This window comes from Sphingobacterium faecale (assembly GCF_016746095.1).
GTDB lineage: Bacteria > Bacteroidota > Bacteroidia > Sphingobacteriales > Sphingobacteriaceae > Sphingobacterium > Sphingobacterium faecale.
This window is the reverse complement of the sequence record NZ_JAERTY010000009.1, coordinates 97,078-109,668: the sequence shown is the minus strand read 5'-3', so window position 1 is coordinate 109,668 and position 12,591 is coordinate 97,078. Positions and strand designations below refer to the sequence as shown.

Annotated in this window: 9 protein-coding genes; 6 read left to right on the top strand and 3 right to left on the bottom strand. The window is 41.6% G+C overall.

Going from position 1 to position 12,591, the window contains the following annotated elements; translation table 11 throughout:
• Nucleotides 1-5 precede the first annotated feature (5 nt).
• From JKG61_RS16260 to JKG61_RS16240, 5 genes are all read left to right on the top strand, one after another.
• The gene (locus JKG61_RS16260) at nucleotides 6-1,790 is read left to right on the top strand and encodes a RagB/SusD family nutrient uptake outer membrane protein (protein ID WP_202104010.1); all 1,785 of its coding nucleotides are present in this window, start codon (nucleotides 6-8) and stop codon (nucleotides 1,788-1,790) included.
• 39 nt (nucleotides 1,791-1,829) lie between these two features.
• Nucleotides 1,830-3,518, top strand: coding sequence for a BACON domain-containing protein (locus JKG61_RS16255; protein ID WP_202104009.1), 1,689 nt, complete (start codon nucleotides 1,830-1,832; stop codon nucleotides 3,516-3,518).
• Between the two features lie 5 nt (nucleotides 3,519-3,523).
• On the top strand, nucleotides 3,524-4,675 hold the full coding sequence (locus tag JKG61_RS16250; protein ID WP_202104008.1) for a YdcF family protein: 1,152 nt from the start codon (nucleotides 3,524-3,526) through the stop codon (nucleotides 4,673-4,675).
• 21 nt (nucleotides 4,676-4,696) lie between these two features.
• The gene (locus JKG61_RS16245) at nucleotides 4,697-5,572 is read left to right on the top strand and encodes a phosphodiester glycosidase family protein (RefSeq protein ID WP_202104007.1); all 876 of its coding nucleotides are present in this window, start codon (nucleotides 4,697-4,699) and stop codon (nucleotides 5,570-5,572) included.
• Nucleotides 5,573-5,737: 165 nt separating this feature from the next.
• Nucleotides 5,738-6,880, top strand: coding sequence for an Sb-PDE family phosphodiesterase (locus tag JKG61_RS16240; RefSeq protein ID WP_202104006.1), 1,143 nt, complete (start codon nucleotides 5,738-5,740; stop codon nucleotides 6,878-6,880).
• A 69-nt stretch (nucleotides 6,881-6,949) separates the two neighbouring features.
• Here JKG61_RS16240 and JKG61_RS16235 read toward each other — a convergent pair whose 3' ends face one another.
• A complete protein-coding gene (locus JKG61_RS16235; protein ID WP_202104005.1) occupies nucleotides 6,950-8,089 on the bottom strand; it encodes a metallophosphoesterase in 1,140 nt (379 codons plus the stop codon).
• Between the two features lie 690 nt (nucleotides 8,090-8,779).
• Here JKG61_RS16235 and JKG61_RS16230 point away from each other — a divergent pair.
• Nucleotides 8,780-9,199, top strand: a complete 420-nt coding sequence (locus JKG61_RS16230) for a nuclear transport factor 2 family protein (RefSeq protein WP_202104004.1) — start codon at nucleotides 8,780-8,782, stop codon at nucleotides 9,197-9,199.
• A gap of 70 nt (nucleotides 9,200-9,269) precedes the next feature.
• On the opposite strand, the gene JKG61_RS16225 is transcribed toward JKG61_RS16230, so the two are convergent.
• Nucleotides 9,270-11,735, bottom strand: coding sequence for a phosphocholine-specific phospholipase C (locus tag JKG61_RS16225; RefSeq protein WP_202104003.1), 2,466 nt, complete (start codon nucleotides 11,733-11,735; stop codon nucleotides 9,270-9,272).
• Complete coding sequence (locus JKG61_RS16220) at nucleotides 11,736-12,233, bottom strand: GNAT family N-acetyltransferase (RefSeq protein WP_202104002.1); 498 nt, start codon at nucleotides 12,231-12,233, stop codon at nucleotides 11,736-11,738.
• Between the last annotated feature and the right edge of the window lie 358 nt (nucleotides 12,234-12,591).

Here is a 12,591-nt window from a genome sequence, read left to right as displayed (position 1 = left end):
ATATCATGAAATTTAAAATAATAATAGTTGGATTAGGAATCGTATTGGGCGGTATGATGGCGTCCTGTAACGATGACTTTTTGGATAGACCATCGGAAGATCAGGTCGAGGCCCCTTATTTTTTTAATACAGCCAAAGATCTGGAGGTTGCTACCAATGATTTTTATCGCGCGTTTTCTAGAAATTCTGACGAGAAAGAATGGACAGATAGTTATACGGACGATGCAGGATCGGATAACCTGATGCCGCTGAATCCATCAGCCAAGGTCCGGGGATCAAGGGTGGTGCCGGTAGCGCGTGGATCCGGCGGCTGGAATTGGGACGATTTACGAAAGATTAATTATTTTTTAGTAAATTATCACAAAGTGAAGGATGAGGCCGCCAAAGCAAAATATGGAGGCATCGCACGTTTCTTTAGAGCATTTTTCTACTATGACAAAGTGAAGACTTTTGGTGATGTACCTTGGTATAGTGGGGTATTGGATGCCAAGGATCCTGAATTATATAAGGGAAGGGACTCGCGTACGCTGGTCATGGACTCGGTGATGGCCGACCTTGACTTTGCCATAGCGAATATTCCGGCAGAGAAACAGGTCAATCTGATAACACGATATACTGCTATGTTGCTGAAAGCTCGCGTAGCCTTATTTGAAGGTACCTTTCGGAAATACCATGGCTTAGATGATGCAGATAAATACTTGACACTGGCGGCAGCGGCAGCGCAGGATTTGATAAGCTCCAATGCCTATACCTTATACACGGAGGGGGGTGTCGAGAATGCATATAGAAACCTTTTTGCACGAAACAACCAAGATAATATCGAAACTATCCTGGCTATAAATTTTGAATTGGGGCTTAAAGTGCACTCTTTGGGATCTTCGTTTACATCGGCCACACAGGGATCCTACGGTATACCGAAGGACCTCGTAAACAGCTATCTGATGCGGGATGGATCTCGATTTACCGACAAAGCCAATTACCGGACAATGGGCTTTCTTGAGGAAATGCAGAACCGGGACCCCCGGTTGACACAGACGACGGCAGGTCCAGATTTTAGAGTGATTGGAGAATCTAAAAATGAACCGGTTAATCTATCGATTACTACCACTGGATACCGATTGATTAAAGCATTGCCTGATCGTAGTCAATGGGCCACATCAGGAGCCTATTTTGATATTATATTATTCCGTTATGCAGAAGCGTTGTTAGTCTTTGCGGAAGCAAAAGCTGAACTTGGAACCTTGACCCAAGGAGACTTGAATATCTCGATCAACAAACTGCGCACCAGATCGGGAATGCCGAATCTGGATATGGCACAGGCAAATGCAAATCCTGATCCTTACTTATTAGCTATGTACCCCAATGTAAAGGGGATGCAGGGTGTAATATTGGAGATCAGACGGGAGCGTCGTGCCGAGTTGTTTAATGAGGGATTTCGTTGGGACGATCTGATGCGGTGGAAAGAAGGACTGAAAGTAAACCAACCTATCGTAGGAGTGTATTTTCCTGGTGTAGGAGCATATGATTTTACAGGCGATGGACAAGCGGATGTTTTCGTCCATACAGGTAGTACTGCAGGAGCACCTTCTTCGGTCACTTCTATGGTGAATATTAAACAACGTACACTATGGGACCCGCTCACGGGACAACAAGGTGCAAGTGCAGGAAACATTGATCCCTTCCCTAATAGAGGTGGGTTTAGAGAAGATAGAGATTATTTTGCACCTATCCCTTCGGAGGAGCTACTGTTGAATCGAAGTTTGGAACAGAATGATAAATGGGACGAATAAACTCAAGCAATACGTAGAAATTATTAAAAGATATGTTAAATGAATAATATAAACTATATACTGCTGTGCGTGCTCCTAGTGTTGGCCAGCTGTAAAAAAGAAAAAGATGACTTTGAAGAAAAACTGTTGATGGATATCGACTATATGGAAGTCAGTAGTAAGACAAATACCTATAATTTTGAGGTATTATCCAATACAACGATAAAGGTAGAAACAGATGCAGATTGGATCGTTTTGGACACCAATGCTTATGAAAAAGGAAAGCGAAGGATTGGATTTGCTACGGTAACCAATGCCGATGATGAACGATCTGGAATCATTTCTGTCCGTATCAATCATGAGGAGTCTAAGCAGGTACTGGTTATACAGGAATCGGGTAAGGTGCCCGTATTCTACGTGACGGTAGATGGTACGGGAGATGGCAAGTCCTGGAGTACACCTACAGATATAAATACAGCCGTAGAAAAGGCAACTACGAATAGTACGATTTATTTGACAGAAGGTGTTTATCGACCGTCCAAAACAATCCGAAACGGAGATGCTAACGAAGATTCGGATAAGACCTTTGAAATATCAAAGAATATCACACTGATCGGCGGCTTTGCCAAAGATGCATTACCAGGAGCTAAACCGAATGCCGCATTGTATAAAACCGTGTTGGATGGCAAACTGGCCTCCGGTAAGGAGGTGTTCCATACGGTGACGATTACGGCCGCATTGGATACGGAATCTAAGGTTCATTTGGAAGGGTTGACTATTCAAGGTGGAAATGCAACCGATAGGGCTACGAATACAACGATCAGTAGTGTAAAGTATAGCCGTGGACATGGTGGAGGCTTATTGATAGCTAATGCTATAGTGTACCTCAAGCAGATCGAAGTGGTGGGAAATAAAGCAACCAATGATAAGGGGACTGCGGGCTTTGCCGCGGGTATGTATGTATTTGCTGGAGCCCGTGTGACCATGGAAGATTCGAAAGTTAATAATAATGCAAATAATAATAACAATGGGGGGGGACTATGGGTGGCCGACGCCACGTTAACAGCATACAGCTGTCAGTTCAACGATAACTATGCAAAAGGTACTGCCGGTGGTGTACATGGATATCCAAATGCGAATATCTACCTGTATGATTCGGAAGTAATGAATAACAATAATACATCGTATGGCGCAGGTGTGTACATGCGGGAAAACTCGAATGCAGTCCTTGTAAACTGCTTGGTGGTTGGAAATAAAAGTACATCGGCCAACGGCGGCGGCGGGGTGATGCAGTACGGGGGTACCAAGGTCGATATCATCAGTTCAACGATCACAGCCAATGAAGTCGTTGGACCTGGTGGAGGTGTGTATCGAAGAGATAAAGTAAATAATCTGACTGTTGTGAATTCGATTATATCCGGCAATAAGCAAGCTGCTACATCAAGAGATATAGATGCCTATACGGATAATGCAAGCATAATCCCGAGTCTTAAGAATTCGATTGGCGGAACGTCTACTTACGGAGATGCCGGTACAATTATGAATGGTGCTATTTTCGCCCCGTCTTCGATGTTGAATACCGAATTTCTACCCATAGGTACCAATAATCCGGCATTGACCTATGGTCTCACAGGGACAAGTCTTGGCGCTGTCGGACAGGGGTACAATCCGCAGTTGGATAAGCGAATTGAGAAAGATATCAATGGTGAATCCAGGGGCGGAACAGTGATGGGAGCGAAAATAAGATAGCGGTTATGAGAAAGCTTGTTGTAATTGTATTGTATTTTGCCTTAGTATTTAAGGGGAATGCTTCTGTAAATCCCAAGACCATTATGTTGGTCTTGGGATCGGCTGATGCCGCCGTTTTAGAAGAACGGGTAGCCATTGCGGTACGGTTGTACCGTACACAGCCGATTCAAAAAATAATCGTAAGTGGTGGCTGTGGTGCACATGGATCGGGTATCTGTGAGGCTACGGCTATGCGAGACGGATTGATCAGGGGAGGAGTGAATGACCAAAAGATATATAAGGAAGAGAATGCGAAAACAACGGTACAGAATTATGTCTTCAGTAGAGTATTAAGGGATGAGTCGGATCAAAAGATTATTCAGCCTGGGGATACTGTTTTTGTTGTTTCTAATCATTGGCATGCGATCGCTGTTGCTGCCCGTCTACAAGAATATGATCGGGTAGTAGGACGCTTTTATATCGAAGGTAGTATCACACCTAAAGCTACGGATAAATTGGATTATGTGGGCATTTTCAATGGTCAGCCTGACAATGATAAATTTGTGCTGCGGGGCTCGTGGTTGACTCCAGAGACTTGTTGGTCTGTCGGTGATAGCCTGTATTATCTTCAAAACAATATGGTCTATGGTACCGATAAAGACAATAGGTCTTTTTCTTCGAAACGAGCGGAAGATGTGTTGCCTTTTTTGAATTTATTGGACGCTTCGCATTCGAGAGCATTTATCGATGGGGGTAAATTTTGGTGGGTGCGCCATGGTGACCGCCTATGGAAAGTAGAAAAGGACTCAAAAAAGGTATCTGATAAACTGGTATGGTCGAATTGGATTACAGGGATGCCTGAGGCTTGGAAGAAGGGAGCCTTTAATACAGGAGTCCTTTGGAACAATACTCTGCTACTGTTTGCTAATGAAAAGATACTGGTGGCTAGGCTTGAAAAGAAGGGATTTGTATTCGTCAAAGAGACAACTGCAGCTGAATATTTCAGAAATTGGCCCTTCGCTTGGGGAAAAAGTAATGTCGCGTCAGCTATGGGGGATCCTTCTACGGGTAATCTGATACTCTATCGAAACATGGAACGTATGGCTATAGATCAGAATTTGCAAGTAATAGCCCCACCCGTTGCTAATAAGTTAAAATGGATTGAAGATCCCAAGTGATAACTTTATAATTTAATAAGAATGAACAAGAATTTTCTATATAGTTTAATGTTGCTTTTCCTCGTTTTTTCATGTAGTAAGAAAGAGGAAGGCACACAGTTGCCTTACGACTACTCGAACGTTGAAAAGGCCGGCCTTAAAGAATTACTGGAAAAGGCCGATTGGAAAAAGAAGGACGTGGCAAATGGCGTGGTTTGGAAATATTACCAGTTTTCACAGATCTTTGATTCGAAACAGTACATCAACATCCTAGAGGTGGATCTGAAGAAAGGACTGCATATAGAAATCCCTTACGTAAAGACCGGTTTTTTGAAAACTAGCTCGGCAGCAGAGACAAATAATGCGCTGGTAGCTTTCAATGGAAGTTATTTCAATACCTCTACCGGGGGATCAACAACTTTTTTTAAGTATGATGGAAATATAGTGAACAATACCGTGTCGGGATTCAGTGCGTACCGAGAGAATGGAGCTGTGGTATTGGACAACAAAGGCGGAGCTAAGGTGATTGCTAAACCTGGTTCTGGTTGGGCTGCAGTAGCAGAGCCTGTTGTATTGGCTGGAGGACCGTTGCTGCTATTGGACGGCAAACAACAGTCTCAGTTGAATGTAGATTTTAATACTGCGAGACACCCCCGGACTGCGTTTGGGGTGACGGCTGACAATAAAATGATTGTTGTCGTGGTGGATGGTCGATCCTCACAATCCCAAGGACTCACGATTGCGCAACTTTCTGAACTGATGGCTGCACTGGGCTGTACGCAAGCACTTAACCTCGACGGAGGGGGATCTTCTACAGCCTGGGTGAAGGGTGAAGGGGTGGTCAACTTTCCCTCAGATAATGGAAAATTCGATCATGAAGGCGAGCGTGGTGTAGCCACTGTCTTTACTGTTAAGTAATATAATCAACCTAACCATTAGACATTCCTGGATATAGCCTAGTCTTATCCAGGAATTGTTGTTATTAGCCCAAGAGGATTTCACTGAAAGACTTTCTTGGTTTAACACAGGCTTAATCTACGCTGTGTATCTTCGTGCCGATCTAAATAAGCAGTATATTATAATATGAACAAAACGTTATTTTTCATTGCCGCAATATGTGCACTTGCTGGTCAGGGTATTGCACAGGAAGATATGGGGATTATGAAGCTCGATGAATTTCGCTACCCAAAACAGCGGAAAATAATTGATATACCCAATGTCAATGGCTTGCAGGTGTTAAAATGTGATTTTCATATGCATACCGTCTTTACGGATGGACATGTATGGCCTAACGTACGGATACAAGAAGCCTGGAAAGAGGGCTTGGATGCGATAGCATTTACGGAGCATGTGGAATATATACCGCACAAAGATGATGTTAAACCTGGGAATTTGCGGCCCCATGAATTAGCGAAAAATCAGGCAGCAGAACAAAATATCCTTCTAATAAAAGGAACGGAAGTAACGCGAAATACACCTCCGGGGCATTTTAATGCTTTGTTTATTCAGGATGACAAGAATCTTGTGGTATCTAGAGATTCGGAGTTAGACAACCAAGCGATACAAGCTGTCGTGGATCAGAAGGCGTTTATATTCTGGAATCACCCTGGATGGAAGGCGGCACAGATCGAGGGTTCATATGAATGGATACCGTTTGTCGATAAGATGTATAAGGACAAAAACCTTCATGGTATAGAGGTAGTCAATGGATTTGGATTTCATAAAAAAGCACTGGACTGGGCGTTGGATAGAGGCCTGACTATTATAGGTAATACAGATATTCATAATCTTATTGCCCATGAGTATGATATTGATCGAAATGGTATTCATCGGACAATGACGCTTGTGATGGCCAAAGATCGTTCGGCAGAAGCTATACGTACAGCTTTGGAAAATGGAAATACAGTAGCTTGGTCAAGTAAATATCTCTTTGGGAAGGAAGAACACGTGCGAAACCTATTCCACGCCTGCGTAAAGTTGATCCCGGTTTTTTACGAAAAAACAAATGCAAAAAAAGCTGCTAGTAGATATTACGAGCTGCAAAATAATTCGGATTTGTATTTTGAATTGAAGTTGGTCAATGGTAAGGCAACAAAAAGTATGATTCTTTATCCAAAGTCTTCGCAGATCCTTATTGCTGATGCTGGACAGGGTAAATTAGTATATGAGGTTGTTTCTACTTATGTACGTAGTGATAAGCATTTGCAAGTAGAATTGAGTTTGTAAGAGAAAGTAAATTGAATGAACGGAATAAAAAGAGGAATGATGCTATTGAGCACGGCATTCCTCTTTTTGCTAGATCCGGTCTTTTTTTTCCGGATTATCATAGATGAGGTAGCGTTTGTTTCCTTTGATCAAGAGTCCGCGACTGGTTCCTTTTTCTCGGTTGGATCGGTTGGCGACGTTGACGCCATAAACTTTTCCATTATAAAAAGTGGTGACCTCCGGAAAAATGGTATGGCCTACAAAAATGTGTTTTACATCATACTGTTTCAGGATCTTCTCCAGGTCGCTGGAAGCTAGCGGATTGTACTTTTCATCTGTCCGTACCATACCACGATACCACAGCGGACCGTTGCTGCCAAATAGAAATCGAGCCGCAGGAGAATGCTCCCGTTCTTCCTTGCTCTGGTGCACATGTGCTCGTGTCGAATCATTGATGGCATTTATGGTCCAGACATCACCGATAATATCGGCACTCAATCCTGCATGGACAAATAGGTGGTCACCAATTTTTTCTATCGTATTTCGACTCAGTAGCCATCGCCCCAGTTCGGATTCCATGCCCCAGAGTTCTTGGTAATTGATGCCCAGCTGTTGGGCCAAGGTTGTATATTTTTCTTTAGCGTATTTGAGATTGCCGCGTAAAGTCATTTCCTCGTGATTGCCCAGTAGAAAATGAACCGTTCCGCCTGCTTGAGCCGCTTCGGCCTCCAGTTTATAAAGTAACCAAAATAGAGGAAGCACGTCTTCGCCCCGATCAAAGATATCACCAATCACAACAAGGTGCTTGTTTCCAAAGGTCCATTGATACTGTTCGCCTATGACTCGGTGAGCTTTCAGTATCGAATGAAAGGAGTCGAAGTCCCCATGTGGATCGGAAAGCACAAGGATGTCGCTGTTGTGTTTGTAGGTCGCTTTAGGAGTTTCTATAGGGTGTAAGGTAACATGAAACCGGTGATCGCCTTTCTCGGAGACAACCTCAAACGTCGGGGCACTCTCTTGCTGCATTTCTAATTGTCCGGCAGTAACGCTTATTAAATTACGCTGCTCGGACGTGTATAGAATATAAGGACCATCATGTTGGGACAACGTGTTTTGCTGGGCAGTAAGGCTGCCGATACTGAATAAGCTAAATAAAAAAGTAATCCATAAGGTATGTCTGCTATAGGTGGAACGAACATACCCTTGGATGATTTGTCGAATAATCATCATTCTGTTTTATGTTTGGGTTGGCATCGATCTCGCCACGAGGGATAGCCATCACAGTCTTAAAATAAGTGCGGTCAAAGGATTTGGACTCTGCCCGAAGTAGGGGAGAGTTATGCTACGCTGCCTTTCGCACTATTTTGATATTGTTGTGCATGGTATCAAATAAGCACTGACTCTCGCCAAAAAGCTCTTTGCGGCACTCTTCCAGAAAGTCTAAAATAGAAAAGTCTTTCTATATTCCCAAACGAAAGCATTAAACTTCGTATCAGATTGATATGGAAGGTGTCGATTAACGCTTTGAATAATGTATCTGAAGAATAGAGTTGGTACCATCCGATCAATATTGAACAGTCCTGTGTTCAATATCGTACAGTTATAGTATTATCTTGTTTTGTATTTGTCAGTAAGTCAGTAGTTTATGTTGTTGGTGTTAAATTTGGTAAAAGTGGCATGACTGGATCGGGAGATGTTATAATGTCGATTATCGGTAAATGCAACACAAGAAAACTGACCGATAGATGAAATAGTTTCACCGAGAAAATTGATGTCCTGGTCTAATCACCGTTTGGGTGCTGACGATATGGATCTACCTTTGGTGTAACAAAACATCTAGGAAATATAAGGACTTAGATACCTATAGTGGATGCAGAACGGATAAATCACAGAAGTAAAAAAATATCAAAAAATAAAACAATGAAAAAGACAATCGCAACAATCGCTATGGCATTTATGATGATGCTATCTTTCAACTCATTTGCAATTGCAAATCCTCTTAAGGATATGAATACCGCTAAAATTATAGTGACATATCTAGAAGCTGCAACTTCGGGAAGTGCAGACTTGAACAAGTATCTATTTGCAGATGACTTTCAGTACATGAATGCAGTGGATCGTAAAAGCTATGGGAAAAGAGAGTATACGACATTTCTAAAAGCTAATAAAGGACTAAAATACGATTGCGAAACAAGCTATGAAATATTGGATGAGTGTGGTAAAGCTTGTGTAGCTAAAGTAACTATGAAATTCAAAACCTTTACTCGTGTCGACTATGTCACCCTAAGTCAGGAGGTGGACAGCTGGAAGGTGAGTAAAGTAGTAACGACCTACCCATAGGAACTGGGTAATTTTTGTTCAAATTGTGTAAGAGCCTGCACCGTAATACGGACAGGCTCTTTTTGTTGGCTTATAAACCCATTAATGGGTCTGTCGTACTAGCTTCTCCGTTTTCTATTCTCCCTGCATAGCGTCTGTTATATGTTGTTAATGGAGAACTGCATTTTATTTCTACATCATACCAGCGCTGTGCTTTCTTTGTACTGATCTTGACGGTGTGTTGGTTAGAAGGTGCAATCTTTATGAACTTATTTTTTTCGTTTTCATAATGGTCGACAAGTTCCAGCGTCAGGTCTTGACGGCTTTTGTTTTTTATGGTAAGTAAAAGCTCGGAGGAGGCAATTGCATAGCTTTGTTCTATCACAATTGTCCGTGATATCTCATCGCCTCGGTATTCTCTGTAGTAACCATTAGGGCCATGTAAGACAAGATGATAGATGTCTTTTTCAAAGTTGTGCAGATGCCAGTCATAAGATACCTTTGTGCCAGCTGATACAGCAAAAGACCAGTTAGCCCGTGCGGCCTTATAACCGTAAGCATATATATTGAAACCTGCGCCAGCAGCTTTTTTTCCAAAGTATGTGTTGCTCGCTTCTAAATCTAAGCAAAAGAGGTGTTTACTGGTTTTTTCTTGCGTATATAGTTCATAGGGGAGTGCATTAGAAGGTTTAGTTCCTTTTTCCTGTTGGGGGAGTAAGTGTTTTCCTGTTCCTTGCTTAATGCTATTGATTTCGCTATCGGTCAGTTTTTTGAAATTATTGGGAGCAGGTTTTTCCCGAGCCTTGTTGATCTGTAAAATTTGTTGGTTGCGGTCTAGAAAGTCAGGCATTGTATTTGAATCCTCATAAAATGTCCTAAATGCAGAAGTCAGGTCTCCTGTAATACCTCGGCGCCAAGAGCTGATATTATCTTCAATAAGGTTAATGTTGAACTTTTTTTGTACAAAATGTTCAATAAATTGAATGGTTGAGGTGATGTCGCAAACTTCAGAGTTGACCCAGCCGCCACGTGACCAAGGGGAAGCTATGACCAAAGGGACGCGATATCCTAAACCTACAGGACCTTCTGTCGCATAACTAGGATCAATACCATAGTTAAGCTCTTGTTCTTTGGTGACGTATTCAGTTGTATAATCGAGATCAGGGCTGCATAGACCTGTTGTGGTATCTCCAGGCTTCGGAGCGACAAAAGGCGGCACGTGGTCAAAGTAACCGTCATTCTCATCATAGTTAAGAAGGAAAATTGTTTTTTTCCATATTTCAGGATTTTCAGTGAGGATCTGTAGAATTTCTGATACATACCAAGCTCCATACATAGGGGCGCTAGGGTGGTCTGAAAAATACTGTGGAGCAACTAGCCAGGATACTGTTGGCAACTGGCCCTTTTTTACATCGGATCTGAACTGATGTAACACATCCCCCTTCGGAACAGTAATCTCTTGTCCTTCGAAATCTATAGTTTGGATTTCGTGATAATTAGGGTCTCCCTCATTGGTCTGGAAAGCACGTTGGTGTATTGATTTGGTAAAGTCATCAAGAGCTTCGAATTTTTCTGCATTATAACTAGCATATTCTCTTTGGAAACTTACTAGCTGTTGTTCTTTCTGTTGGATTTTTTGTTTTAGCTTTTGTTCATTCCGGTTTCCCAGTTCTTTTTTTAATTCTTCTATTTCAGTTGGTAACTCTTGGATACGGCGGTTATAAAAATCTATATGGCTTTTTTTGAAACGTATTTTGTATTGACTGAACCACTCTAGGTTATTGTCTGTAAAGTTACCAAGCCAGCTTTCAGCAGGACCATTTAACGCTGTTTGTATACTGACTTCATTTTGATATACTTTCCAGCTTATTTTGTGTTTTTCAAGCAACTCCGGAAAGGTACGCCACTGGGCCTCTTTGTTGAAGTACACTTCAGAGTTCCTGACGAGAGGTTTTGCTCCTTTCTCTGGAATACATTTACCTGTCCAAAAGAAGTGTCTGTTGGTTGTAGTGCCGGTTATGGATGAGCAAAAATGTTGGTCGCAGATAGTAAAAGCATCTGCAAATGCATAATAGAAAGGAATATCTTCGCGTGTGTAATAACCTAATGTTAAAGGTAGGTCTCGGTAAGCTTTGTTGCCAGAGCGTTTTGACTCCAACCAATTATCGAATCTACCGTGGTTCCATGCGCCAATTTGGTTTTCCCAAGAATGAGGTAGGTCTTGGGTCCAAGCGGCATTTGAATTCTTGATATCTAACCGAGAAGGGCTATAAGTACGACCATCTTTATAAGACTGAAGCCATACCGGATTTCCGTTGGCCAACCTTAACGCTCTTGGGTCATTAAATCCACGGACACCTCGGAGACTCCCGTAGCTGTGGTCGAAAGAACGATTTTCCTGCATGACCATAACAATGTGTTCTGCATCCAGATAGGTGCTTCCGGAAGTCGGATCTATTTTTAATGCAGCCTGTATCGACTGGGGGAGGCTGTTAATGAGCCCAAATGAGCCTGCCAATAGGCCGGCTTTTCTTATAAAATCTCTTCTACTTTCCATCTAAATTGGTTGTTCCATAATAAAATCTTCCATCAAGAAGCCGTCTCCTATGGCAATATCTTGTTCTCCTACAATCTCGAACCCGATCTTTTTATAGAAATGAACGGCGGTATTGTCTCGATTAACATTAAGGGAAAGCGTATGGTTATCATGCTGTAGAGCTATCTGCTTTACCTGGTTGAATAGTTTTTTTCCTAGACCACGTCCCTGCGTTTTGGGTAATAGGTATATTTTGTGAATTTTTGTTTTCCTATCTGATTTATAGTTAATTTCAAAAGAAAGGTAACCTACTGGGCAGTCGTCTTCTTGAGCTAATAGAAATCGATGTCCGTGAGAGGTCATCTGATCTGTGAGAGCTTTATCAGAATACATCATCTCCATCATATAGGAGATTTGATCTTGAGATAGAATCTTATCGAAAGTAATGGGCCATATTTCTGTAGCAAGAGCTTGTATAATTGGGATATGGTTGGGATTTGCTTCTACTATTTTAATCATAGTTCTATTTTTCAATATAATAAAAATAAGACTTTTAAACGGGAAATATTTTTTTGATGAAAAATATAATAAATATGGTATAAGTAACGTTATCATAATGATAAGTCAGAAATTTCATAATTTAGGTTAATAATTGGTTTGTATAGTCTTGAAACGCTAGTTTCAGGACTATCTTTTTTACAAAAGTCATTTTTTTCTGATCGAATGGGCCAAGCATCTGTCAAACAATTACCCTATAATTGAATTTTATTATCCTAAATATAATAAATAATTAGTGCAAATAAGGGAATTGACCTCTTATGAAAATTAACGAATAAATCTTGGTTTAAGGGCAATTGTATACATTTTTGACGAAATC

Bases quoted from the DNA above. Each gene is read 5' to 3' on its own strand.
- JKG61_RS16255 (WP_202104009.1), top strand. From the start codon at position 1,830: ATGAATAATATAAACTATATACTGCTGTGCGTGCTCCTAGTGTTGGCC.
- JKG61_RS16250 (WP_202104008.1), top strand. From the start codon at position 3,524: ATGAGAAAGCTTGTTGTAATTGTATTGTATTTTGCCTTAGTATTTAAG.
- JKG61_RS16235 (WP_202104005.1), bottom strand. From the start codon at position 8,089: ATGATGATTATTCGACAAATCATCCAAGGGTATGTTCGTTCCACCTAT.
- JKG61_RS16240 (WP_202104006.1), top strand. From the start codon at position 5,738: ATGAACAAAACGTTATTTTTCATTGCCGCAATATGTGCACTTGCTGGT.
- JKG61_RS16245 (WP_202104007.1), top strand. From the start codon at position 4,697: ATGAACAAGAATTTTCTATATAGTTTAATGTTGCTTTTCCTCGTTTTT.
- JKG61_RS16230 (WP_202104004.1), top strand. From the start codon at position 8,780: ATGAAAAAGACAATCGCAACAATCGCTATGGCATTTATGATGATGCTA.
- JKG61_RS16220 (WP_202104002.1), bottom strand. From the start codon at position 12,233: ATGATTAAAATAGTAGAAGCAAATCCCAACCATATCCCAATTATACAA.
- JKG61_RS16225 (WP_202104003.1), bottom strand. From the start codon at position 11,735: ATGGAAAGTAGAAGAGATTTTATAAGAAAAGCCGGCCTATTGGCAGGC.
- JKG61_RS16260 (WP_202104010.1), top strand. From the start codon at position 6: ATGAAATTTAAAATAATAATAGTTGGATTAGGAATCGTATTGGGCGGT.